The 23,954-nt window shown below is 58.9% G+C and carries 24 protein-coding genes; 15 read left to right on the top strand and 9 right to left on the bottom strand.

Going from position 1 to position 23,954, the window contains the following annotated elements:
* Positions 1–6: 6 nt before the first annotated feature.
* The 10 genes from AO388_RS10520 (at position 7) to AO388_RS10475 (ending at position 10,278) form a co-directional block, all read left to right on the top strand.
* The gene (locus AO388_RS10520; protein WP_058416413.1) at positions 7–1,116 is read left to right on the top strand and encodes an ABC transporter permease; all 1,110 of its coding nucleotides are present in this window, start codon (positions 7–9) and stop codon (positions 1,114–1,116) included.
* The gene (locus AO388_RS10515; protein WP_004406591.1) at positions 1,109–2,029 is read left to right on the top strand and encodes an ABC transporter permease; all 921 of its coding nucleotides are present in this window, start codon (positions 1,109–1,111) and stop codon (positions 2,027–2,029) included. The genes AO388_RS10520 and AO388_RS10515 overlap by 8 nt, the downstream gene beginning before the upstream one ends.
* A 25-nt stretch (positions 2,030–2,054) precedes the next feature.
* Positions 2,055–3,071 carry a formamidase gene (locus AO388_RS10510; protein WP_058416412.1) on the top strand — a complete coding sequence of 339 codons (1,017 nt, stop codon included), beginning with the start codon at positions 2,055–2,057 and terminating at the stop codon, positions 3,069–3,071.
* 4 nt (positions 3,072–3,075) lie between these two features.
* Complete coding sequence (gene biuH, locus AO388_RS10505; protein WP_003365215.1) at positions 3,076–3,762, top strand: biuret amidohydrolase; 687 nt, start codon at positions 3,076–3,078, stop codon at positions 3,760–3,762.
* A complete protein-coding gene (locus AO388_RS10500; RefSeq protein ID WP_161937170.1) occupies positions 3,759–5,300 on the top strand; it encodes an ABC transporter ATP-binding protein in 1,542 nt (513 codons plus the stop codon). Before biuH ends, AO388_RS10500 begins: the two co-directional genes overlap by 4 nt.
* Entirely contained in the window at positions 5,297–5,974 is a 678-nt protein-coding gene (locus AO388_RS10495; protein WP_058416410.1) for a cysteine hydrolase family protein, read from the top strand. Before AO388_RS10500 ends, AO388_RS10495 begins: the two co-directional genes overlap by 4 nt.
* Entirely contained in the window at positions 5,974–6,369 is a 396-nt protein-coding gene (gene hpxZ / locus AO388_RS10490; RefSeq protein ID WP_003433523.1) for an oxalurate catabolism protein HpxZ, read from the top strand. The genes AO388_RS10495 and hpxZ overlap by 1 nt, the downstream gene beginning before the upstream one ends.
* Entirely contained in the window at positions 6,366–7,052 is a 687-nt protein-coding gene (locus AO388_RS10485; RefSeq protein WP_003433525.1) for a GntR family transcriptional regulator, read from the top strand. The genes hpxZ and AO388_RS10485 overlap by 4 nt, the downstream gene beginning before the upstream one ends.
* 6 nt (positions 7,053–7,058) lie before the next feature.
* A complete protein-coding gene (locus AO388_RS10480) occupies positions 7,059–7,547 on the top strand; it encodes an NUDIX hydrolase (RefSeq protein ID WP_083515796.1) in 489 nt (162 codons plus the stop codon).
* A 484-nt stretch (positions 7,548–8,031) separates the two neighbouring features.
* A complete protein-coding gene (locus AO388_RS10475; RefSeq protein ID WP_058416409.1) occupies positions 8,032–10,278 on the top strand; it encodes a putative bifunctional diguanylate cyclase/phosphodiesterase in 2,247 nt (748 codons plus the stop codon).
* A 51-nt stretch (positions 10,279–10,329) separates the two neighbouring features.
* Here AO388_RS10475 and AO388_RS10470 read toward each other — a convergent pair whose 3' ends face one another.
* Positions 10,330–11,700: a GntT/GntP/DsdX family permease gene (locus tag AO388_RS10470; protein ID WP_058416408.1), complete on the bottom strand. Its 1,371-nt coding sequence runs from the start codon at positions 11,698–11,700 to the stop codon at positions 10,330–10,332.
* A 318-nt stretch (positions 11,701–12,018) separates the two neighbouring features.
* Between AO388_RS10470 and AO388_RS10465 the strand changes: the two genes are divergently transcribed.
* Positions 12,019–13,275, top strand: coding sequence for a sensor domain-containing diguanylate cyclase (locus AO388_RS10465; protein ID WP_058416407.1), 1,257 nt, complete (start codon positions 12,019–12,021; stop codon positions 13,273–13,275).
* Positions 13,276–13,380: 105 nt separating this feature from the next.
* On the opposite strand, the gene AO388_RS10460 is transcribed toward AO388_RS10465, so the two are convergent.
* On the bottom strand, positions 13,381–15,120 hold the full coding sequence (locus AO388_RS10460) for a dipeptidase (RefSeq protein ID WP_058397446.1): 1,740 nt from the start codon (positions 15,118–15,120) through the stop codon (positions 13,381–13,383).
* A gap of 131 nt (positions 15,121–15,251) precedes the next feature.
* Between AO388_RS10460 and AO388_RS10455 the strand changes: the two genes are divergently transcribed.
* The gene (locus AO388_RS10455) at positions 15,252–15,857 is read left to right on the top strand and encodes a DUF6508 domain-containing protein (RefSeq protein WP_054080697.1); all 606 of its coding nucleotides are present in this window, start codon (positions 15,252–15,254) and stop codon (positions 15,855–15,857) included.
* A 54-nt stretch (positions 15,858–15,911) separates the two neighbouring features.
* On the opposite strand, the gene AO388_RS10450 is transcribed toward AO388_RS10455, so the two are convergent.
* A complete protein-coding gene (locus tag AO388_RS10450; protein ID WP_058416406.1) occupies positions 15,912–16,349 on the bottom strand; it encodes a GNAT family N-acetyltransferase in 438 nt (145 codons plus the stop codon).
* Positions 16,350–16,506: 157 nt separating this feature from the next.
* Here AO388_RS10450 and AO388_RS10445 point away from each other — a divergent pair, with 157 nt between their 5' ends.
* Complete coding sequence (locus AO388_RS10445) at positions 16,507–16,716, top strand: DUF2945 domain-containing protein (RefSeq protein WP_003433541.1); 210 nt, start codon at positions 16,507–16,509, stop codon at positions 16,714–16,716.
* Between the two features lie 109 nt (positions 16,717–16,825).
* Here the strand turns inward: AO388_RS10445 and sodC are convergent, their stop codons facing one another.
* The 3 genes from sodC to AO388_RS10430 form a co-directional block, all read right to left on the bottom strand.
* Positions 16,826–17,344, bottom strand: a complete 519-nt coding sequence (gene sodC, locus AO388_RS10440) for a superoxide dismutase family protein (protein ID WP_058416405.1) — start codon at positions 17,342–17,344, stop codon at positions 16,826–16,828.
* Between the two features lie 243 nt (positions 17,345–17,587).
* Positions 17,588–18,598 carry a zinc-dependent alcohol dehydrogenase family protein gene (locus tag AO388_RS10435; protein ID WP_003365244.1) on the bottom strand — a complete coding sequence of 337 codons (1,011 nt, stop codon included), beginning with the start codon at positions 18,596–18,598 and terminating at the stop codon, positions 17,588–17,590.
* Positions 18,599–18,661: 63 nt separating this feature from the next.
* Complete coding sequence (locus AO388_RS10430) at positions 18,662–18,970, bottom strand: ArsR/SmtB family transcription factor (protein ID WP_083515795.1); 309 nt, start codon at positions 18,968–18,970, stop codon at positions 18,662–18,664.
* A gap of 145 nt (positions 18,971–19,115) precedes the next feature.
* On the opposite strand from AO388_RS10430, the gene AO388_RS10425 reads away from it, so the two are divergent.
* Together AO388_RS10425 and AO388_RS10420 are read left to right on the top strand one after the other, a co-directional pair.
* Positions 19,116–19,904: a transporter substrate-binding domain-containing protein gene (locus tag AO388_RS10425; RefSeq protein ID WP_003433545.1), complete on the top strand. Its 789-nt coding sequence runs from the start codon at positions 19,116–19,118 to the stop codon at positions 19,902–19,904.
* 117 nt (positions 19,905–20,021) lie between these two features.
* Entirely contained in the window at positions 20,022–21,020 is a 999-nt protein-coding gene (locus tag AO388_RS10420) for a hypothetical protein (RefSeq protein WP_058416404.1), read from the top strand.
* A 56-nt stretch (positions 21,021–21,076) separates the two neighbouring features.
* On the opposite strand, the gene AO388_RS10415 is transcribed toward AO388_RS10420, so the two are convergent.
* The 3 genes from AO388_RS10415 to AO388_RS10405 form a co-directional block, all read right to left on the bottom strand.
* Positions 21,077–22,096, bottom strand: a complete 1,020-nt coding sequence (locus tag AO388_RS10415) for a branched-chain amino acid aminotransferase (protein ID WP_058416403.1) — start codon at positions 22,094–22,096, stop codon at positions 21,077–21,079.
* Between the two features lie 148 nt (positions 22,097–22,244).
* Entirely contained in the window at positions 22,245–22,886 is a 642-nt protein-coding gene (locus AO388_RS10410; protein WP_058416402.1) for a CatB-related O-acetyltransferase, read from the bottom strand.
* Positions 22,887–22,923: 37 nt separating this feature from the next.
* Positions 22,924–23,808: a glycosyltransferase family 2 protein gene (locus AO388_RS10405; RefSeq protein ID WP_058416401.1), complete on the bottom strand. Its 885-nt coding sequence runs from the start codon at positions 23,806–23,808 to the stop codon at positions 22,924–22,926.
* Between the last annotated feature and the right edge of the window lie 146 nt (positions 23,809–23,954).

Genomic DNA, 23,954 nt, shown 5'->3' with positions numbered 1-23,954 from the left:
ACGTTCATGAGTTCATCGATAAGTCTGCGCCGCCTGGCCAGCGCGCTGTTGCCAGGGTTGCCTACAGTGCTGGCGGTGTTTTCCTCGTGCGTGCTGTTCGGGCTGTTTCTGGCGGTTCAGGGCAAGCCTGCCTGGCAGGCGCTGCACTTGGTCGGCGAAGGCGCGTTCGGCTCGTGGTTCGCCCTGGAAAACACCTTGCAACGCGCCGCGCCTCTAATGCTGACCGCGCTGTGCGTCGCCCTGCCCGCGCGAGCCGGGCTGATCATCATCGGCGGTGAAGGTGCGCTGGTACTGGGCGGCCTGGCTGCCGTCGTGACACCCTTGTGGCTCAGCCATCTGCCAGCCGGTTTGATGCTTGCCTGCATGGCCGTCGCGGCAATGACCGTGGGCGCACTGTGGATCGGTCTGAGTGGCTGGATGCGCCAGCGTCGCGGGGTCAATGAAACGATCAGCAGCCTGCTGCTTTCGTACATCGCCCTGGCACTGTTCCGGCAGTTGGTGGAAGGCCCCCTGCGCGACCCGGCAAGCCTGAACAAGCCTTCGACGCCGCCGCTGGACGATGCCTACATGATCGGCACGATCAGCGACAGTTTCGAGGTGCACTGGGGACTGGTGGCGGGCGTCGTCGCCTGCCTGCTGGCGTATGTGCTGGTGCGCCACAGCGTCAAGGGGTTTGCCCTCGCCGTGGTCGGCGGCAACGTGCGTACCGCGCTGATGATCGGCTTGCCCGTGGACCGGCTGATCATGCTCAGTTGCCTGCTGGGCGGTGCGGCGGCGGGTCTGGCCGGCATGTTCGAGGTCACCGCAGTGCAAGGCAGCGCCAACGCCGCGCTGATCGCAGGCTATGGCACCAGCGGCATCCTCGTGGCTTTCGCCGCTCGCCATCATCCGCTGGCAATTATCGTCTGCGCCATCCTGCTTGGCGGGCTGGAGGCCAGTGGCGGACTGCTGCAACGACGACTCGGTCTGCCGGACGCCACCACGCTGATTCTTGAAGGTCTGCTGTTCACCAATCTGCTGCTCTGGGAAGCCCTGGGTGGGCGTATCGCCGCCTGGAAGATCAGGCTGACGGCGGTGCCTGCGCCGCTCGACAAGGGAGCACTGCAACATGGCTGATATCGACCTGACTACCTTTCTCCTCGCCCTGCTGGCCGGCGCTATCCGCGTCGGCACACCTTTTCTGTTCGTCAGCCTGGGCGAATGCCTGACCGAGAAGAGCGGCCGGATCAACCTGGGGCTGGAGGGCATTCTGGTGGCTGGCGCCATGTCCGGATATGCCGTCGCGTGCCTGAGCGGATCGGCGTGGCTGGGGGTGGGCGCGGCTGCAGGGGTCGGCATTCTGCTGGGCCTGCTGCATGGGCTGGCGTGCTCGTTGCCAAGGGTCAACGACATCGCGTTCGGCATCGCGCTGATTCTGCTCGGCACCGGCCTGGCGTTCTTTCTCGGCAAAGCCTTTATCCAGCCACAGGCGCCCATGCTGCCTTCACTGGCGCTGGGAGCCTGGAGCAGCGAAGAACGCGTGCGCTCGGCGCTGAACATCAATGTGCTGTTCTTCGTCGGTGCAGCCCTGGCGTTCGTTCTGCACTGGGGGCTGCGCACCACGCGCTGGGGGCTGATGCTGCGTCTGGTCGGCGACCACGCTGAAACCGCTCAGGCGCTGGGCTATCGACCGCTCAAGGTACGCATTGTGGCCACTGCGGTGGGTGGTGGGCTGGCCGGTATCGGCGGTGCCTATCTGTCGCTCTACTACCCAGGCAGCTGGAACGAAGGGCTGTCCAGCGGTCAGGGACTGATGGCCGTGGCGCTGGTGATATTTGCCCGCTGGCGCCCGTTGGCGTGTCTGTGGGCGTCGTTGCTGTTCGGCGCTGCCGGTGCCATCGGCCCGGCCCTGCAAGCGGTCGGTATCAGCACCGGCTACTACCTGTTTGCCGCAGCACCTTATGCGCTGACGCTGGTGGTGATGTACGCCACCTGCCGCCGTGGTCGCACTCTGAATGGCGCGCCGGGCGAACTCAGCCTGACGCGATGAACTGATCTTTTCGAGGAGACATTGCATGGCCAGTGGTCTTGGTGGTTTGAACAAGTCGCCCAAGGGCGTGGTGATCGGCCTAGCGCAACTGGCGCTGCCCGATCCGCATACGCGCGAGGCGCTGTGGGCGCAGACGCAGAAAGTGGTCGGCATGGTTGCCAAAGCGCGACGCAGCAACCCGGGCATGGACCTGATCGTATTTCCCGAATACTCGCTGCACGGCCTGTCGATGAGCACGGCGCCGGAGATCATGTGCAGCCTCGACGGCCCGGAAGTCCTTGCGCTGCGCGAGGCGTGCAAGAAGCACCGGATATGGGGCTGCTTCTCGATCATGGAAGCCAACCCGCACGGCAACCCGTTCAACAGCGGCCTGATCGTCGATGACCTCGGGGACATCCGCTTGTACTACCGCAAGCTGCACCCGTGGGTGCCGGTCGAACCGTGGGAGCCGGGCGATCTGGGTATTCCGGTCTGCGACGGACCGCGCGGCAGCAAGCTGGCGCTGATCATCTGCCACGACGGCATGTTCCCGGAAATGGCCCGCGAGTGCGCCTACAAGGGCGCCGACATCATGCTGCGCACCGCGGGTTACACCGCACCGATCCGCCACTCGTGGAAGATCACCAATCAGAGCAACGCCTTCACCAACCTGATGCAGACCGCAAGCGTCTGCATGTGCGGCTCCGACGGCACGTTCGACTCCATGGGCGAAGCGATGTTTGTCGACTTCGACGGTACGATCATGGCTGAAGGGGGTGGCCGGGCCGACGAAATCGTCTGCTGCGAACTGCGCCCCGACCTGGTCCGCGAAGCCCGTGTGCACTGGGGCGTGGAGAACAACATCTATCAATTCGGGCATCGCGGCTATGTGGCGGTCAAGGGCGGCGCACGCGACTGCCCCTACACCTACATGCACGACCTGAGCGCAGGCCAGTACCGTCTGCCGTGGGAAAACGATGTCGTGCATACCGATGGCAGCTCGTGCGGGTTTGCGGCCCCCGAGCGCGACTTCAAACCTACCCCCAGCAGTTGGGAGGAGTAATGCCATGAGCGAACGTCATATTGCATCGGCGCCCTACCCCTGGCCCTGGAACGGCCAATTGCATGCGCACAACACAGCCTTGATCGTGATCGACATGCAGACCGATTTCTGCGGCGTCGGCGGCTACGTGGACAGCATGGGTTACGACCTGGCACTGACCCGTGCGCCCATCGAGCCGATCAAGGCGTTGCTCGCCGCGATGCGCCCGCTGGGCTTCACCATCATCCATACCCGCGAAGGCCATCGCCCAGACCTCAGCGACTTGCCCGCCAACAAACGCTGGCGTTCGCAGCGCATCGGCGCGGGAATCGGCGACCCAGGTCCGTGCGGCAAGATTCTGGTACGTGGCGAGCCGGGCTGGGAAATCATCGACGAGCTGGCACCGCTGCCCGGCGAAATCGTGCTCGACAAGCCCGGCAAAGGCTCCTTTTGCGCCACCGATCTGGAACTGATTCTGCGCACTCGCGGCATCGACAATCTGATCCTGACCGGCATCACCACCGACGTCTGCGTGCACACCACCATGCGCGAAGCCAATGACCGTGGCTTCGAGTGCCTGCTGCTGGAAGACTGCTGCGGGGCGACCGACCCTGGCAATCATGCGGCGGCCCTGAGCATGGTCAAAATGCAGGGTGGCGTGTTCGGCGCAGTCGGCCATTCCTCAATGCTTCGCGACCTGTTGGGAGCATGAACATGCGCGCCCCGAGTCTTGAGACGATTGGTGCCAGCAAGCATTTCGGAGCGTTTCGCGCACTCGACGAGGTGTCCTTCAAGGTCCGCGCCGGCACCGTCCACGCCCTGCTCGGCGAGAACGGTGCCGGCAAGAGTACGCTGGTCAAAGGCATCATCGGCTACAGCCCGCTGCAGTCGGGCAGCATTCTGATCGACAACCGCGAACACGAGATTCGCACCCCGCGCGACTCTCATCAGTTGCAGATCGGCATGGTGTATCAGCACTTCACCGTCGCGCCGGGCCTGAGCGTGGCGGAAAACCTGGTGCTGTCGCGTGGCGATCTGCCGTGGCGTATCGACTGGGCCAGCGAGCACCAGCGTCTGGAAGCGTTCATGGCAAAAATGCCTTTTCGACTGGACATCCATCGTCCGGTCAGCAGCCTGGCGGCCGGCGAAAAGCAGAAACTGGAAATCCTCAAACAGCTGTATCTGGAGCGTCGACTGGTCATTCTCGACGAACCCACCTCGGTGCTCACGCCGCAGGAAGCCGACGAAGTGCTGGGGCTGATGCAGGCGATGGCGCATCGTGGCGAACTGACCGTCTTGATGATCACGCACAAATTTCGCGAAGTCAGCACCTACGCCGATGACGTCACCGTTTTGCGCAAAGGCCGCTGGGTGGGCAGTGCAGCAGTGGCTGACACCACCACACAACAGATGGCAGCGTGGATGATGGGCAACGCACAGGTGCGCGGAGTGAGCACCGAGCGCCCGGTGATGGCGGCTCGTCCGCCGCAGTTGCAGGTGACAGGCCTGGATGTGCCTGGCGACAAAGGCACGCTGGCGGTGAAAAACCTGTCTCTGGCCGTTCACCCGGGTGAGATCGTCGGAGTTGCAGGCATCTCCGGCAACGGTCAGCGCGAACTGACCGAAGCGCTGCTCGGCCAGCGAGCCTTCAGCGCCGGGCAGATAGCGGTCGACGGTCAGCCTTACCACGCGCGGCGTGAACAGATGCAACGCCTGCGCGTGTTCAGCCTGCCCGAAGAGCCCCTGCGCAACGCCTGCATCGGCACGTTCAGCGTGGCTGACAACCTGGCCCTGCGCAATTTCGACCAGCCGCCGCTCTGCCGTCAGGGCTGGCGCCTGGATCGTCGCGCCGCAGGTGTGCAAGCACGCAGCCTGATTGAGCAGTTTCAGGTATCGCCCAACGATCCGAACCGGCCCATCGGCACTTTGTCAGGGGGCAACGTGCAGCGCGCTGTACTGGCCCGAGAGCTGACCCACGACGTCGCGGTACTGATCGTCGCCAACCCGGTATTCGGTCTGGACTTCGCCAGTGTCGCGCTCATTCACCAGCGCCTGATCGACGCTCGCAACAGCAGCACAGCGGTCGTTCTGCTCAGTGAGGACCTCGACGAACTGCTGAGCCTGGCAGACCGCATCGTGGTTATCCACGACGGCGAGCTGGTGTTTGAAACCAGTGCAGCGGACGCTGACCGTACCGAGCTGGGCCGACACATGGCCGGTGCCGAGCATCTCGCGGGGCAACCGGCATGATCAAGGTCAACGCGCGCCCTGACAGCTTCACCTTCGACACGTCCCGGACCGCTGTGGTGATCATCGACATGCAGCGCGATTTTCTCGAACCCGGCGGCTTTGGTGCCGCACTGGGCAACGACGTCGCACCGTTGCAAGCCATCGTACCGTCCGTGCAACGCCTGCTGACGCTGGCCCGCGATGAAGGCATTGCGGTGATCCATACCCGCGAATCACACCGCCCGGACCTTGCCGATTGCCCGCAAGCCAAACGTGACCATGGCTCGCCGGGCCTGCGCATCGGCGATCCTGGTCCGATGGGACGCATCCTGATTCGCGGCGAACCCGGCAATCAGATTATCGACACCCTGGCGCCGCTCGCTGGCGAGTGGGTCATCGACAAACCCGGCAAAGGTATGTTCTTCGCCACGGATCTGCAGCCGCGGCTGACCGACGCCGGGATCACCCATTTGATCTTTGCAGGCGTCACCACCGAAGTCTGCGTGCAGACCAGCATGCGTGAAGCCAATGACCGGGGTTATCGCTGCCTGCTGATCGAGGATGCGACCGAAAGCTACTTCCCCGTATTCAAACGGGCCACGCTGGAGATGATCACCGCACAAGGCGGGATTGTTGGCCGCGTCGCCTCACTGACGGACCTGGAGCAGGCGCTGCAGACAAGGAGTACACATTGATGGACATCAACCTCCCCCACGTGGTCGCTGAAGTGACCCACGCCTTTCGCGACTACGAACGCGCCCTGCTGGCCAATGAACTGACCACGCTGGATGCATATTTCTGGGATTCCGAACAGACCGTCCGCTACGGCGTCGCGGAGAACCTGCATGGCGCCGACACGATTGCGCGCTATCGGCGCCAGTGTCAGCCGGTCGGACCGGGCCGCACGCTGCTGCGCACCGTGGTGAGCACCTTCGGTGAAGACTTCGCCACGGTCAGTACCGAGTTTCACGATGGCGTCACCCAGCGCCTCGGTCGGCAGATGCAGACCTGGGCGCGACTGGAGGGCGGCTGGAAAGTCGTTGCTGCACATGTCAGCATTGACCTGAGCAGCCTGGAGCCACGCCCTTGAATTCCCCGAACACCACCAACGCGCTGGCAGAAGACGTCTATCGGCGGCTCAAGCAGGAGATTTTCGACTTCTATCTGCTGCCTTATGACCGGTTCACCGAAACCCAGCTGGCCGACCGTTATCAGGTCTCGCGAACACCGGTGCGTGACGCACTCTACCGCCTCCAGCGCGAAGGCTACCTGGACGTCGAGTTCCGACGTGGCTGGTCAGTCAAGCCTCTGGATTTCAACCAGATCGACCAACTCTACGATCTGCGCATCGTGCTGGAGTGCGCGGCGGTCGAGCGCATTTGTGCATCCGCCGAGGTGCATCCGGAACTCACTATTCTGCGCCAGCACTGGTTGGTCGATCGCGACAGCTGGCAAATAGACATGCAAGTGGTCGCCGACCTCGATGAGCAGTTTCACACCCAACTGGTGGCGGCGTCAGGCAACCTGGAAATGGCCCGCATCCATCAGGAAGTGACCGAGCGCATCCGTATTGTGCGCCGCCTGGACTTCTTCAAAAGCGCCCGTATCGAACATACCTACCTCGAACACGCCGCGATCCTCAATGCCCTTCAGGCGCGCAAACGCGACGAAGCATTATTGCTGCTGCGCTCCCATGTAGAGATCAGCAAACTGGAAGTACGCAAACTGACGATTTCCATGCTCAGTGATGCACGACGGCGGTATGAGGCGTGAGGTTTCATGCCCACTTTCAAGGCAGACAAACCATTGCGTGAGCGCAAATCATCGCGCCTGTTAATCGTCAGTCCGTCGATGAGGGTACTGCTGTTCAGATTTCAGCACACAACCGGGGCGTTGGCCGGCGACAATTATTGGGCAACACCTGGAGGGGGCGTAGAGGACGGCGAAACTTTCGAGGCCGCCGCCCTGCGTGAACTGCGCGAAGAAACCGGCATCAGGGTCAATTCGGTTGCCGGGCATGTTGCCAACAGACGTTTTCCGATGCTCCTCCCTGATGGTGAAACCGTACTCGCCGTTGAGCGGTATTACGTTGTGCACACAGAGCGTCAGATAGTCTCTCGATCAGAATGGACGCTGCAGGAAACTCAGGTCATGACAGAGCATCATTGGTGGTCCGCCAATGAACTGAACTCGACAATGGAAATCATCAAGCCCGATAACCTAGTGAGAGTACTCGAGAAAGCGGGTGTCTTTAAAACTCAGCGCTAGCAGCATCGTAATGCCACAACGGGTATGACTGCGAACGACTCCCTCAACTTCTCTGCACGGGCCATTCATATAAACAAGCCAACTTCGACTATCTGCCTTGCACTCTTTCTTGGCAGTAGGGCTAGCACTCCATCCGGACATCCACTCTTCCATGCAACCTTTTGAAACCCGCCCTGTCGTAAACATTAGTGCGTAATAGCACTTAGGCATCAGCAAGAACTCACTGTATTAAACATGAGCCGTAACAGCAGGTGCGATCCGCAGCTGACTGAGGGGCACGTTATCCAGTAGGTCACTCGTCGCTTCGACCAAACGTCTTTTAGCAACATCAAGTCTGTACGTGGTGCTGGCTGAAAAAAATCAGCTGAACCCGTCAGACGATCTCTTAGCGCAACTGGAAGAGGTCCACGGAACGCGTCCACGGCTTATGCGCTGCCGAACAGGATCCGGACTATACATGCATGCCATTCAGGAATAGCGATCGATGAACCCTCAGGGCTATGAGCACGACCACGTCATACCAAAGAATATTGAAGATGTTGCCAAGGTATTGCAGGCCGCTGCTCATTCCGCCTCGTGCAACGCCGCTCTGCTGATGGTATCCAGCGCTACAGGCTGGGAGCAGTTGGTCAGCGTTGGTCAAAGCCAGACCAAGGCGGACGAAGCATGGTTAAGGATGATCTCATCGTATGGAGACGTGGTGCTGGTCGGTCATGACAGCCCGGCGAAGGCAATCGAAGCGAATGGCTCAGGGCCTACCCTGATCTACGTCGCGATTCGTGGCTTCAGGCATGAGTTGCTGGGCGCGATGTTGTTGAGCAACAGCGACGACGCAACAGTGCTGAGCGCAGCGCAACGTTATGCGCTGCAGGCCCAGGCTGTTCATATTCGTACTTACCTGCAACCGGGACGTGATCCCGAAGCCAATAACCCGCTGGTCACCTCGTTCGAACGCCTGCGCTTGCTTGAATCGGTTGTCATCAACGCCAATGACGCGATTCTTATCACCGAAGCGGAACCCATCGATCTGCCCGGCCCGCGTATCGTCTATTGCAACCCTGCGTTTCTGGCAATAACCGGTTTCACGGAAGACGAAGTCATAGGTCGCACGCCACGGATTCTGCAGTGTGAGGACACCAGTCGGGCAACGCTGGACGTTATTCGCGAGGCACTCAGTCACTGGCGACCGGTTGAAGTCGAACTGCTCAACACCCGCAAGGATGGCAGCCAGTTCTGGGTCGAGCTGAGCATTGTGCCGGTGGCCAACGAAAAAGGCTGGTTCACTCATTGGGTATCTGTGCAGCGCGATATCACCGAGCGCAAGGAGTCCCAGCAACTGGCTCAGCGAGCTCGGCTGGAGTGGGAGGAAAAGCTTGCGTTACAGAGCCGGCTGGAGGAACGCGAGCGTATTTCCGAAGAGCTGACCTATATCGCTTTTCACGATGAGCTGACCTCACTGTTCAACCGCGCTTACCTGATGAACGAATTGACCACGGCCTTTGTAACCCGTGACTCTCGTTACGAACGGGCAACGGTACTCTTTCTGGACCTGGACGGCTTCAAGGTGGTCAACGACAGCATGGGGCACCTGGCCGGTGACAAGTTGCTCAAGGCGGTCGCGAACCGATTGCAGACCTGCGTTCGCTCGAATGACGTTTTGGCGCGAATCGGCGGCGACGAATTTGCAATCCTGCTGATGGGCAAGGATCAGCCGGAGACTGCCGTAAAAATGGCTGAACGTATCGTCAGTCAATTGCACACGGCAATACAGATCGAAGGCCAGGACATTTTCATCTCGTGCAGCATCGGCATTGTCACCGCAGGTGAAAGCCATACCAAGCCCGAAGAGTTGCTGCGTGACGCCGATGTCGCCATGTATTCCGCAAAAAAACAGGGCAGAGGACGCTGGAACATTTTCAACGCCTCGATGCGCGAGGCGGCCATCGACACGCTGGTGATTCAGAATGCATTGCGCCAGGCACTGGAAAACAAGGATTTCCTGGTTTTTTATCAGCCGATCTACAGCGGCGACTGTGAGCATCTGGTGGGAGCCGAAGCCCTGGTCAGATGGAACCACGCCACCATGGGCATCATTTCCCCCGATGCGTTTATCCCGATTGCCGAAGACCTCGGGATCATTCATGAGTTGGGGGCCTGGGTGATGCATCAGGCCTGTAGCGAAGTGCAGGCCTGGCGCAAGCAGTTCCCTCACCTGGACCTGAGGCTCAATGTCAATGTGTCCGGAAAAGAGTTGAGCCATCCCGGGTTCGTCGATCAGGTGACACGGATCATCGCCTCCACCGGCCTGCCTGCGGGCCAGCTGCAGATCGAGGTCACCGAATCGGTGTTTCTCTATCAGCCTGACGCGATCGCGGAGATTCTCCGACAGATCAGGCAGCTCGGCGTGAGAGTAGCGCTGGATGACTTCGGTACGGGTTACAGCTCGCTCGGCTACATCGACCGTTACCCGATCGATGCCGTGAAGATCGATCGCTCCTTCGTGTCCCGAATGATGACGTATGAGCGCAGCGAAGCCATTGTCAGCAGCATCCTGTCGCTGGGCCGAGCACTGGACCTGGATATCACGGCGGAAGGTGTGGAGACAGCGGAACAATACAACCTGCTACGCAAAATGGGCTGCCCTTACTTTCAGGGTTATCTGTTGAACAGGCCGATGCGTTCAGAGGCACTGTTGCATATCATCAAGTCCGCAGCCGAATGCACTGCCTGATTTACGCCGACGTTGATGGGCCGGAATGATTCCCGGCCCTCCCGCAGGGCTTCACGTCAGCCAGTGCCACAGCAGCAATGTCCCGATCAGCCCGACCACCGAAACGATGGTCTGCAACACCGACCAGACCCAAATGGTTTGCTTGAGTTGCAGGCCGAAGTATTCGCGGACCATCCAGAAGCCTGCATCGTTGACGTGGCAGAAGAACACCGAGCCGGCACCGATCACCAGCGCCACCAGTGAGGCCTGCACCGGCGCAAGCCCGGCCATCATCGGCGCGAGTATGCCTGCGGTCGTGGTGGTCGCCACGGTCGCGGAACCAGTGGCCTGACGCAGTGCCACGGCAATCAGCCAGGCGAGCAGCAGATAAGGCATGTGCGCACCTTCCGCCACTTTGCTGATGGTCTGGCTGACTCCCGCATCCAGCAACGTCTGCTTGAGGCCGCCACCCGCGCCGATGGTCAGCAACAGTACCGCGATGGGCGCGAGGCTTTTGCGCAATGTACCGCCGACGTGTTCACGGGAAAGCCCGTTGGCCCAGCCCAGACAAACAGTTGCCGCCAGCACCGCGATACCCAGCGCTACCAGCGGCTCACCGAGAAACTTCAAGGTCAGCGCGATGTTGCTTTCAGGCTCCAGGGCGATCTTGGCAAAGGTGCTGCCGAGCATGAGGATCACCGGCAAAAGGATGATCAGCAGCGAGATGCCGAACCCTGGCTGGCGACTGGTTTCAGGCTTGGCACTGAACAATTCACCGAGCTCGGCTGGCTCTGCAACGTGCATGCGTCCGGACAGCCAGTTGCCGTACAAGGGACCAGCGAGAATCACCGCCGGCACGGCAATGCACAACCCCAACAGCATGGTCAGCCCCAGATCGGCATGCAACGCGCTGACCGCAATCAACGGGCCGGGATGCGGGGGCATCAAAGCGTGCAAGGTGGTCATACCCGCCAGTGCCGGAATCGCGATTTTCAGCAGCGGCTGACCGGACTGACGCGCCATGACGAAGATGATCGGCACCATCAGCACCAGACCGACTTCAAAGAACAGCGGCAAGCCGATGACCATCGCCACCAGCGCCATTATCCAGGGCAACATGCGGCCCTTGCCCAGCCTGAGCAAGGTGGAGGCAATACGATCCGCCGCCCCCGACTCGGCCATCAACGCGCCAAGCATTGCCCCCAGCGCGATGATGATTCCGGCCTCGCCAAGAATGCTGCCCGCGCCTTTACTAAAGGCTTTTGCAACAGCCTCGGCTGGCAAACCCGCGCCGATACCGGCGATGAACGTGCCGACGAGGATGGAGAGAAAAGGTGGCAACCGGGTAGCGCTGATCAGCAAGATGATCGTGGCAATGGCAATCAGGCAGCAGATAATCAGACGGGTGTCGTGAAACACCCAGGCAGCAGACGACAAATCCAACGCAGACCTCCTGGCATTCGTTTTTTCAGGACGCATTTCAGCGCGCACCCCGAGAGAGTCAGAAACAATTAGTTTCAATTGACCGAACGATACCGGAATGCGACATCACGTCGCAGTTAATATTTGCCAAACCGCTCAGATACTTGGGCGCTGCACGGGGAGTCATGCGCGCGTTTTTTCCTGGAGGTATAGTGCCCGTGCAACCAGTGCTCGGTGCCTGCGGTCCAACTCACTGCACCCATTGTCCAACCGGCATTGCGTCACACATTATCTGATCAGAGCCGCGATCAATTAACGGATCACTCGACAGGAAATCAGATGACCTCATCCAGTCAGCGTCTTGCCTTGCTTGAAGCAGTTGTCGAACAGTCATTCAATGCCGTATTGATCACCGACGCCAATCTGGCCAATGGCGGCCCCTTCATTGTGTACGTCAATCCGGCATTCTGCTCCATGACCGGCTACACGGCCGAGGCATTGATCGGTGCCTCGCCACGGATCCTGCAAGGCCCGGACACCGATCCTCAAGTGATCGAGCGGATGCGCGAATGCCTGAGTGAAAGCCTTTTTTTCGAAGGGTCGACAGTCAATTACCGCGCGGACGGAAGTCCTTACATCGTCGAATGGAAAATTTCTCCCGTGCGCGACGATGCAGGTTCGGTGTGCAACTTTGTCTCTGTGCAGCAGAACATCAGCCCGCGCATCCGGGCCGAGCGTGAGCAACACCTGCTGGCGCAGGCACTGAACGCTGCGCTTGATCCGATTATCATCACCGACTGCAATTCCACCATCGTGTTTGCCAATGAGGCTTTTCAGCAGATCACTGGCTACAGCAGCAGCGAAATCCTCGGCGAAAACCCGCGGATACTGAGCTCTGGAAAACACGATGAGGCGTTCTATGCGCAATTCAAGGAAGCGCTGAAGAGTGGCGCCCCGCTTCGCACGACCTTCATCAACAAGCGCAAGGATGGCTCGCTGTTCTATGCGGAACACAGCATTTCTCCGCTGTGTAACCTGGAGGGCGCAATCACCCACTACGTCAGCATCAGCCAGGATGTGACCACACGCCTGGGCCGTGAGCAAAAGTTGCTGGAGATTGCTCACAGCGATCCGCTGACCGGGCTGGATAACCGTCGCTCAGCCGAGCATACGCTTGAGCGACAGATACCTGCGGTGAGTATGTCGGGCAAGCCGTTCAGTCTGATCATCTGCGATATCGATCATTTCAAGGCGGTCAATGACCGGTACGGCCATCCTGCCGGCGACAGCGTAATCACCAGCGTTGCGGCCATCCTCAAACAGCGTATCCGCCTGTTGGACGTCGCCGCCCGATGGGGAGGAGAAGAGTTTCTGATCCTGGTGCCCGACAGCTCGTTGAAACAGGCGGCCGAACTCGCGGAGCGCATTCGCAAGAGCGTTGAAAGCCTGGTGATTCCGGAAACAGGGTCGGTGACCATTTCTCTGGGCGTTGCAGAACTGAGCACCGGGGAAACGGCCGCCAGCCTCATTCAGCGCGCAGACCAGGCGCTCTATCAGGCCAAGCGCCTGGGCCGCAACCGTGTGGAATGCGCTTAGGCAAGGACCCGGCTTTCTTCGTCATCCGCGTCGTTCGCCCACGCATCGGAGTGAACACCGCTCATCGAAACCGGGCCTGTCATTACAACAGGCCCGGACATCGTGTCAGAGCTTCGGCAACTGTCCGATACGCCCCATCATCTCGGTGACGATCTGCAGATCCAGCAAGAACTGTCCGGTGGTCTTGAACTCGTTATCCGTATGGCCGGTGTATTTGACTTCGGGTCTTGCCAGACCGAACTGCACACCGTTGGGTAATGAATGGACCGACGTAGCGCCAGCCGACGTGCCAAAGGTGTGCTCCATGCCGAGATTTTCACTGGCAACAGCCAGCAGCGCCTTGACCCACTCACCCTCGGGATTGCGATACATCGGCTCGGCGATGGAATAGTCAAACACTGGCTTGATAGAAGTTTTTGTACTCCAGGCCGCAAGCTTTTCAGCGATTTCGGATTTAAGGACCTGCGGGGACTTGCCCTTCGGCACACGCAGATTGACCGCCAGTTTGAACGCCTTTTCATCCATTGCTACGTAAGTCAGGGATGCGGTCAGAGGCCCCATGAAGTCGTCGGAGAACCCGACGCCCAACTTGCTGCCCAGATAATCGAGCCCCCAGTTGTCAGCGGCATAGCGGGCAGCGTCGGTGATCTGGTTCTGTTTGAGCGCAACCTTGCCCCGCAGACTGTTGATGAAGTCCAGCATCCTCGCGACCGGGTTGACGCCGGACTGGGGTGCCGACGAGTGTGCGGATACACCGGTGACCGTCAGCTTGACGTCTTTGCCGTCGACGCGGGCATCGACCTCGAAGTCGCCGCCATTACTTTTCACGTACTCGGCACCGGCCTGTTGCAGGCTGGCAGCCAGCTCGGCAGGCTTGTCGGTCACCAGAGTGGCCACCGACTTCGATGGAATCTGATTGGTGGCCATGCCCCCGGTCATTGAAACGATCTCGGCGCCCTCGCCCTCGGCCTGGCGTCGAGCAAAGCTGGCCATGACCGTGCCGTAGCCTTTTTCTGCGATCACGACGGGATAACCGCCATCCAGCGCCAGGTTGTAGGCGGGCGTCGGGTTACGCTCAAAATAGTACGGGATGGCGTCGCCGGCCGTTTCTTCCGTGGTATCGATCAGCAACTTGAAGTTTCTGGCCAGCGGCAGCTTTTCTTCCTTGATGACTTTCATGGCATAAAGCGCCACCACGATACCGTTCTTATCGTCCTCGGTGCCGCGTCCATACATGCGATCACCGATCAACGTCACCTTGAACGGGTCCAGACGAGTGCCGTCAGGCAAGACCCAGTTGTCCAGCGTGACCGGCACAACATCGGCATGCACATGAATGCCCACCACTTCGTCACCGGCCCCGTCGAGCGACACTTCGTACACACGGTTATCGACGTTACGGAACTTCAGATTGAAGCCCTCGGCCAGGCGCTTGATCGTGTCGGCGATCTTTATGAACGCCGGGTTTTCATGCTGGGCAACGCCGTCGACACGAACAGTGGGAATCGCCACCAGCTCGCGCAGGGTTTCAGTAGCCGCGCTGCCATACTTCATGCGGGTATACAGACCAAGCAGACGATGAATATCGTTCTGTTGCGATGCGGAAAGTTGCTTGTTGTCGAGAAAGGCGCTGATAGCCGGGCCAAAATCGGCAGTTTTAACCACATCAGCGCTGGCGAGATTGTTCAGAAACTGCCTGAAATCCTTTACCGATGTCTCACTGAATGTCTGGAGAATCACAGCGCTCTGTTGTGCAGTGACAGTGGCATTTGCCAGACTGGCGAACGACGAGAGACTGGCCAGTATCAAGGTGGAGGCAGCCAGTTTTTTGAGTGACAGGTTCATTATTGAAGGCATTCCTTGGCAGGCAACGTGCGGATTTTCTGATCGTTTGATCAGGAAGCGTTTCAACTTACACCAAGAGCAGTGATGCGAGAATCCCCTTCTAAAACGAAGCGATGCACTGGAGTGCTCATATGATCAAGCTGCTGATGCGCCTGAAAGCGCGCTTCGACCGAAAGTCCAAGGGGCAGCAACCTGATCGGTTACCGCCTGCGCAGCCTGCCGATCAGCAGGAATCCATGTCACGCGTGCGGGAAAATCTGGCTTGGCTGCCAGTCTATAAAGAGCCGGAACCACTGCGTTTTACGCCAAGACAGGTCAGGACATTTCTGCCACATCCCTCAAGCGAGACACGTTTGCCTGATGAACCTTCGCCGGGGCCCGACGATATTGACCAGCTGCTCTCCTACCTGCCACTGCTGTACCCAGACGGCGTGGCGATCAAGACTTATATCGTCAAGGAAAACACCTATTGGCCAGACTACTTTCCGGTAGTTGAAGCGTTTTATCACGCGGTGGCCAAAGACTGCTGGTGTGATATTGATTACCTTAATCATGGCGCGGCGGACATGCTCAATGACGACAGCTATATGGCCCAGGCAAACCTCGCTGATATACAAACCTTGCTGACCTACTGCATCAGAGGCGAGCGTTTTTGCGATGGCCACAATGGTGCGATGATCGAAAAAGGCTACGTGCTGAAGATCTTACGCAGGCTGGCAGTGTTGCGCGAGGATTGAAGTTCGTGACAATCAGTCAGAGTGTCGGGCCATAACAGTGCATACCTGACTCTTTCACATGCGCTCCTGTGCACCGAACGACTTCAATAGCGTATGTCGGCTCCAGGGGCCACAGTAGCGTGGAAGACATGCGATCGGCACGTAACCGCAACGCGCGTACCATCTGGCAACATCGTCATCCAGCGTTTCGATCAGAGCGTCAGTACAGCCTCGCTCGATGGCCAACGCTTCAAGCCTGTTCAGGGTCTGCGCCCCGAGCCCTTTTCCGCGCCACCCGGCATCGATCCACAGGTAACTCACAAACAGCCGCTGGAACTCGGTTCGGCCTGTGGCGCCGCCAATCAATAGATCGTTCTCCATGATCATGCAGGCGATCGGATCAGCCACTCCCCCTTTCGCTTCGGACAATGCGCGGCCATGTTGCAAGACGCCGTCAACAACAGCGCGGGTTTGATCATTGTCAATCTGTGAGCCTGTAAGCCACTTCCTCATGTAATCAATTCCCTCATAACGGATCGCAGGTACATGAGCATGAGCAAGATAAAGGCCAGGCACACGATCAACCGCAGTGAATTCTTCCCGCGCCGGACACTCCGAACAATACCGAGCGAATGCTGCAGATCATTCGCTCCCCACTGAGGAAGTCTGAATGACCACCGCATTCAAAGTTGGCGACGCCGTACACTGGAACTCCGAGGCGGGCCAGGTGCATGGCAAAGTCACTAAAGTACATGTGAAGGACGTTGAGTTCATGGGCAAACATCGGCCTGCTTCAAAGGACGATCCGCAGTACGAAGTGAAGAGCGACAAGACCGGCCATTCGGCGATGCATCATGGGGATGCGCTCAAGCACGCGTGATTGCTCCGCGCCGCGTTGTGGAGAGAACGGTGTAGCGCACGTCTCACTTACGCGAGAAAGCTTTACCGATTGGCGCGCCTGCACCCGAAACGGATGCAGGCACGGTCCGTCAGATCACGCCACAGGCAGCACGATCACCGCCACCGCCCAGAGGTGCGGGGTGGTCGGAATGGTTGTCGCTGCCGGCGTGAACCATCAGCGCGTGGCCTTTGACTTCCGAGAGTTTCTTCAGGCGTGGGGCAAGCACCGGGTAAGTTGCAGTGCCGTCAGCAGCCACGTACAGCGCAGGCAGATCGCCTAGATGGCCATCGGCGTAAGGACCCAGGTGCTTGCCGGTCTTGGCCGGGTCGAAGTGACCGCCAGCCGCGAGGGCTGCGACCTTCTTGCCGTCCTTGGTGCCCGCTTCGCAACTGCCGTTTTCATGCACATGAAAACCGTGGATGCCCGCAGGCAGCTCTTTCAGATTCGGAGTGAACAGCAAGCCGTATTGCGTTTCGCTCACCGTAACGCTGCCGACAGGTTTGGGGGCGCCATCAGCGCTGACCAGATTGATCGGAACGTCCAGCGATGCAGCCTGAACACCGAAGGAGAAAACGCCAAGCAGACCTAGCAAAAGATGAGGTTTCATAATTTCAATGCGTCCCTGATCTGATAATCGAATTGAACGTGGCGCCAGGCAGCACTGATGCTGCACAGCACGAACGTCTTTCATGCCACAGAGGTGTGACCACAGACCGGCGAACTTGATGCGAGGAAATGAGCGGGGAGTACTTGGGAAAGTAATGCAAAACATCACAACTGGCCTGCCGACACCAGGGTCGGCAGGCCAGCGCTGTTCACCTGTGCTCAGTTAACAGCACAGTGTTGCGGATCAGATATCCAGGCAGATCTTGCCGAAATGCTGATTGGTTTCCTGGTAACGGAACGCTTCGACGATGTCGGTCATCGGGAAGGAACGGTCCATGACTGGACGCATGCCATTGGCATCGATGGCCCGGATCATGTCCTGTTGCTGGGTGCGACTGCCGACCAGCACGCCCTGCATGCGCAGCTGTTTGACCAGCGCCGGGACGAACTCCAGTTGGCCGGCAACACCGCTCAGAATGCCGATGACCGAGATATGGCCAGCGACCCGGGCCGCGTTCATGGAGTGCTGCAGTGTCGAGGGGCCGCCCACGTCGATGATGTGATCCACGCCACGGCCGCCGGTCAGCTTGCGCGCCGTCTCGCCCCAATTGCTGTCCTTGCGGTAGTTGATCAGGTGATCAGCGCCCATGGCTTGCAGACGCTCCAGCTTTTCATCACTCGACGACGTGGCGATAACGGTCGCACCGACCATCTTGGCGAACTGCAACGCGAAAATCGATACACCACCAGTGCCCTGCACCAGAACGGTATCGCCGGCTTTCAGCGCGTCATCGACCATCAGCGCACGCCATGCGGTCAGACCGGCGGTGGTCAGCGTGGACGCTTCAGCATGGCTGTAGCCCTTTGGCGCAAGGGTGAACGAGGTGGCACGGGCAGTCACCTGCTCGCGGGCATAACCGTCGACGCCATCACCCGGCACCGTGACAAAACCTTCGACCAGCGGCTCGCCGCTGATCCATTCCGGGAAGAACGTGCTGACCACTGAGTCGCCAACCGCGAACTCGCTGACGCCCTCGCCCACTGCAGTGACTACACCTGCACCATCGGCCATGGGAATGCGTTTTTCCGTCGGTGCCCACATGCCGGTAACGACCGCGAAGTCGTGATAGTTGAGCGAGTTGGCATGCAGACGCACAGTGATCTCACCGGCTTTCGGTGCCAGTACTTCGCTTTCGCCCACGCTGACCTGATCGTAGCCGCCGCCAGCCTGCACGTAGATGGTTGTATTGCTCATGGTCAATCTCCTATCAATTCAACATTACGCAAAATGACGAAATGTATAAATAACGCTCAAAGCCTAGAGTTCTTTCTTGAGCCTGTCGGCAAACCGGTCTATGGCCTGCTCGTCACGGCGAAAATAAGTCCACTTGCCGATCCTCGTTGCCTGAACCAGCCCGGCACGTTGCAGGATGGCCAGATGCGCAGACGCGGTAGAAGCCGACAGGTTGGCCTTGGCCTGAATGTGCGACACACATACGCCTATCGCCGGATCACCGTGGTCCTGGGGAGGGAAATGGGCTTGCGGGTTTTTCAGCCACTCCATGATCAACATGCGAGTGTCATTGCCGACCGCTTTGATTTGCTCAAGAATCATGGAGCACAACATTACGCTTTTTTACGAAATGTTCAACCCCTGATTTCCCTCCCCCGGCCAACGGCATGTTTTGATTACAGCTTCACAGCGGCCTGACAAATGAAGCAATCTGTCGGCTCCAATAAAACCGACTGCACCGCTGAGAGCATCCAGACTCATGATGAATCTTAAATACAGCGCACTGACCGCCCTGCTGCTGGGCATCACAGGCATGGCTCAGGCTCAGGACTACACCTCGCATCTGGACAAGGTGCTGCAAGCTGGCCAGTTGGCTGTCTGCACCACTGGCGACTACAAGCCCTACACCCTGCTGCGCGAAGACGGTGAGTACGAAGGCATCGATATCACCATGGCCCGTTCACTGGCCAAGAGCCTGGGGGTGAAGGTGCAGTGGGTGCCCACGACCTGGAAAAATCTGATGCCGGACATGGTGGCCGGTAAATGCGACATCGGTATGGGTGGCATCTCTGTGAGTCTGGAACGCCAGAAAAAAGCGTTTTTCAGCAACACACTGGACGTCGATGGCAAAATCCCGCTGGTACGCTGTGCCGATCAGGCGCTGTATCAGACGGTCGAGCAGATCAACCAGCCCTCTGTGCGTTTGATCGAACCCGCCGGTGGCACCAATGAAGCCTTCGCTCGCGCTCATCTGCCAAAGGCGTCCTTGGCATTTCACGACAACAAGACCATCTTCCAGGAGCTGCTGGACAAGAAAGCTGACGTGATGATCACCGATGCTTCCGAAGCGCTCTACCAGCAGAAACGCATGCCCGGCCTGTGCGCGGTCAATCCGACCCGCTACATGCAATACGGCGAAAAGGCCTACCTGTTGCCACGTGACGATGTCACCTGGAAAGGCTACGTGGATCAGTGGCTGCATCTGAGCAAGGCCACCGGCGAGTATCAGCAGGCGCTGGGAGAATGGCTGGCAGTGCCCGCCGAGTGAGTGTGAAGTGGTTTTGCCGGGCACTGCCTTCGACGTCCTGCTGTGCAATGGTTGCAAGGCGTGTCCGGGTGAAATAGCGTGTTACGGCAACTCTCACTGGAAGGCAGCCAAACGAGCATGAAGCCCAGCAAACCCATCACCCGTGCGTACTGTGTGGAACTGCAGCAGGAGCTGTCGATCGCCGCGGCGCGACGCGAATACTTCTCTCAGGAACCGCCACGCGCACGGTTCGAGTTTCTCTGCTCGACCGAGGCGTGCAGGGCAATGGGCGCGAAGGTCACCGGGGTTCGCTATGACGTGAAACCACAGGACAACCCGACCTTCGTCGCCGCGCACTTTCGCGCCAACCCGCATTACGACCATCACCCGGGCTGCGAATGGGTGGATGAGCGCGCAGAGGCAGAGGAAGAACCGAACGAGCCGGTCGAAGAAACCGATGTACAGACACGCCTGCGCAAGGCCAAACGCAAGCTGGACGATTACATCGATATCTTCGACCCGGTCATCAAGGTGCCGACCAAGGAAACGTCCGGCCCGGAAAAGCCCGATGCTGGCGCTCAGCGCCCTGCTGCAACGCTTCCAGTCACAGAAGCTGCCAAGGCACCGATTGCTCGCTACAGCGAAACGCGCACCAACAATCTGGAGCGGCTGGTGGACAGCTATCGGCAGGCCAAGGCCGAGCTGTCACTGGAAGACTTCAAGCTATTGAAGCTGAAAATTCCGGGCCAGGGCGAAGTGTCGCTGCGCTCATATTTTCGCCATATCAAATACGCGCAATCAGGCGATAACGGCCGGGTGCTGTTCGGCGGCGGCCTGATCGAGCAGCGGTACGGGCTGGGCTTCAAGTTCAGGTTCTTCGACCGTCTTGACGGCAAACTGGTGACGCTCTACGTGTCGCCCGCGCAGATGCAGGCCTATCGCTCCAGCCGTTACATCAGTGAGCTGCTGAGCCACGCGGATGACGTGAAGTTTTTCACGGTGTATGCGCTGGGAACGGTCACTCAGAGCCCTTCGGGCAAAAGCTATGGCCTGGAGGTCGACGACTTGCGACATTTGGCGATTGTGCTGGGGCCGGCTAAAGAACCGGTTGAGCAAGGAAAAACACCTGAAGCCTGAACGTGTGGTCGGTGGTCGTTCCAGCGTTCGACGCTGGAACGATCCGGGTCAGCTCATCAGACCTTGACGATCCAGCCGGCTGGCGCCTCGATGTCACCGGACTGAACGCCGGTCAGCTCCTTGTACAGACGCTGAGTGACAGGGCCGACTTCGGTCTGGCTGTAGAACACGTGCAGGTTGTCCTTGTAGGAAATCCCACCGATCGGAGTAATGACCGCAGCCGTACCGCATGCGCCTGCTTCCTTGAACTCGCCGATCTGATCGATGAACACATCGCCCTCTTCGACCGTCAGGCCCAAACGGGATTTCGCCAGTTCGATCAACGAAAGTCGGGTGATACCCGGCAACACTGATGGCGACTTGGGCGTCAGGAACACATCGTCCTTGGTGATGGCAAAGAAGTTGGCTGAACCTACTTCCTCGATCTTGGAGTGGGTCTGTGGATCGAGATAGATGCAATCTGCAAAGCTGTGCTTCTTGGCTTCGGAACCGGGCATCAGGCTGGCAGCGTAGTTACCGCCGACCTTGGCCGCACCTGTGCCGTTGGGCGCAGCACGGTCGTAGCCGGAGATGACGAAATTGTTCGGCTTCAGGCCGCCCTTGAAATAGGCGCCCACCGGAATGCAGAAGATCGAGAAGATGAACTCAGGCGCCGTACGCACGCCGATGTTGTCACCCACACCGATGACGAACGGGCGCAGGTACAACGCGCCGCCGGAACCGTAAGGCGGGATGAAGCGTTCGTTGGCCTTGACCACCTGTTTGCAGGCGTCGATGAATACATCGGTCGGGATGTGGGGCATCAACAGACGGGAGCAGCTGCGCTGCATGCGCTGGGCGTTCTGATCGGGACGGAACAGATTGATCGAGCCATCCTTGCAGCGGTAGGCCTTGAGGCCTTCGAAGCACTGCTGACCATAATGCAGCGCGGTCGACCCTTCGCTGATATGCAGCGTGTTGTCCTCGGTCAGTGAGCCCTGATCCCAGGCACCGTCGCGCCAATGAGAAAGGTAGCGCTTGTCAGTCTTGATGTAATCAAAACCCAGAGTGTCCCAGTTGATGCTTTCTTGACTCATAACGCCCTCTATCATTTTAGCGACTGCCTGGTCGAGTCAGGCCAATGCCTTATTCTGCCAGATCATTCGGGCCATGAGGCTCGAAATAAATGCAAACCGACATGGCATTTCTGAAGCAGCTCCGAACGCACAGGCGCTTTTCGTCCAGTCAGTTGCCCACTGGCCGTGATGTGGCCTGGCGCCGGCGAACATATGAGAGAAAGGCTTCCATATCACCGCTGCACAAGGTCCGTGCCACAGATTTGACCTCCTCCATGGGCCAGTCCCACCAGGCCGTTTGCAGCAGCAGTTGACGAACATCCTCTTCAAAGCGCCAACGGATGAATTTGCACGGATTGCCACCGACAACCGAATAGGGGGCCACATCGCGCACAACCATCGCGCCGGCACCGACGACTGCACCGTGACCTATCGTGACGCCCGATACGATGAGCGCGTTGGCGCAGATCCAGCAGTCACTGCCAATGGTGACATCACCCTTGCTGGGGGAGTAATCCTTGATATCTGCCAATTGCTCGACCATGGCGGGAAATGGATAGGTCGTGATCCAGTCTGTGCGGTGCTCACCCCCCAGCAGAATCCTCACTCCTTTGGCAATCGAAGTGTAGGACCCTACACGCAGCACGGAATCATCACCAAACTCGACGATATCCGGCGTGCCATATGTGCCTACACCCACTTCAGCTCGCGGGTATTGCAGTCTGATCTTCTCCGCAAGCCTCTCCAGTTTGTCAAGTTTGCGTAGCTGCTTGCGTATTTTTCTATTTTTTAACAGCTCGATGATTTTCATATCTTCAATCACATATGTTTTGACCAGCAGGCAGCGCCTACCGATAGCTCAACAACAAACGCTTGCAGCGCCGCAAGGTTGTTCTGTTGATCTGCCTCCACGGAATGGACAACAGCAGACTCCAGGCATATCGCTTGTCCGCGACCGCGGCGTATTTCAAGGCCTTGTTGATGGCCTGAGTGCGACCGCTCTGGTATTCGCGATGGTCCCGATAAGGCTCGATGCTTTTCAAGTCAGCCTCAAGCAACACCTTGTACTTGCGTGAAAGGTTGTTCGAGTGACGTCGGTAGCGCGTAACGATCTCGGGGAGCACATGAATTTCATAGCCCAGATGGGCTATTTTCAATGTCGCCTGAAAATCCTGAACCTTTATCTGCGGGTCATAGCCGTTCGCACCCTTGATGGCCTTCATGCGGTACAGAGCGACCGGCGCGCCGACGACCACTGCGCCGCGCAATATGTCATCAAACGTCAGCCTCTCGATGTAATCGCGCGACTGACGTTTGATTTCATTGCCGTCACCATCCATGTAGCTGATCAATGCGCCGACACAGCCTACTGCGGGGTGATTGTCCAGATACTCGGCACGGATCCGCACCGATGAGGGAAGCATGATGTCATCCAGGTCCGGCGTGGAGAGGTAAACGCCCTTGGCATACCGCAGACCGTGGTTAAGGGCAGCACTGACACCCTGATTGGCCTGACGGTAAAGCTGGAAAGGATAGCGTTGCTGCAGGGACTCGAGCATCGCAATGCTGTTGTCGGTCGAGCCATCATCAACAACGATGACCTCGAAATTTCCGTAGTCCTGAGCAAAGATGCTCTGAATCGCAGCCTCAAGAAATCGCTCGGCGTTGTAGCAAGGGGCAACGATGGAAACCAAGGGGCTGGACGTGGGGTTCTGACTTTCTGAAGACATCATGGGTAGCAGCCATAATCATGATCAGCCCTGGCGGGCTCGGAAACCGGATATCTGTAACAGGTCGCTTGAAAACGGCACATCATGCGGCAAGCGCTCCTGATTTTCCATGAAAGGTCAAAAACGCCCTGCAAGCAGGCGTTTACAGG

It is taken from the genome of Pseudomonas sp. ICMP 10191 (genome assembly GCF_001467335.1).
GTDB classification, from domain to species: Bacteria; Pseudomonadota; Gammaproteobacteria; order Pseudomonadales; family Pseudomonadaceae; genus Aquipseudomonas; species Aquipseudomonas cerasi.
The sequence above is the reverse complement of the archived record's forward strand: the minus strand, read 5'-3'. Positions and strand labels throughout refer to the sequence as shown.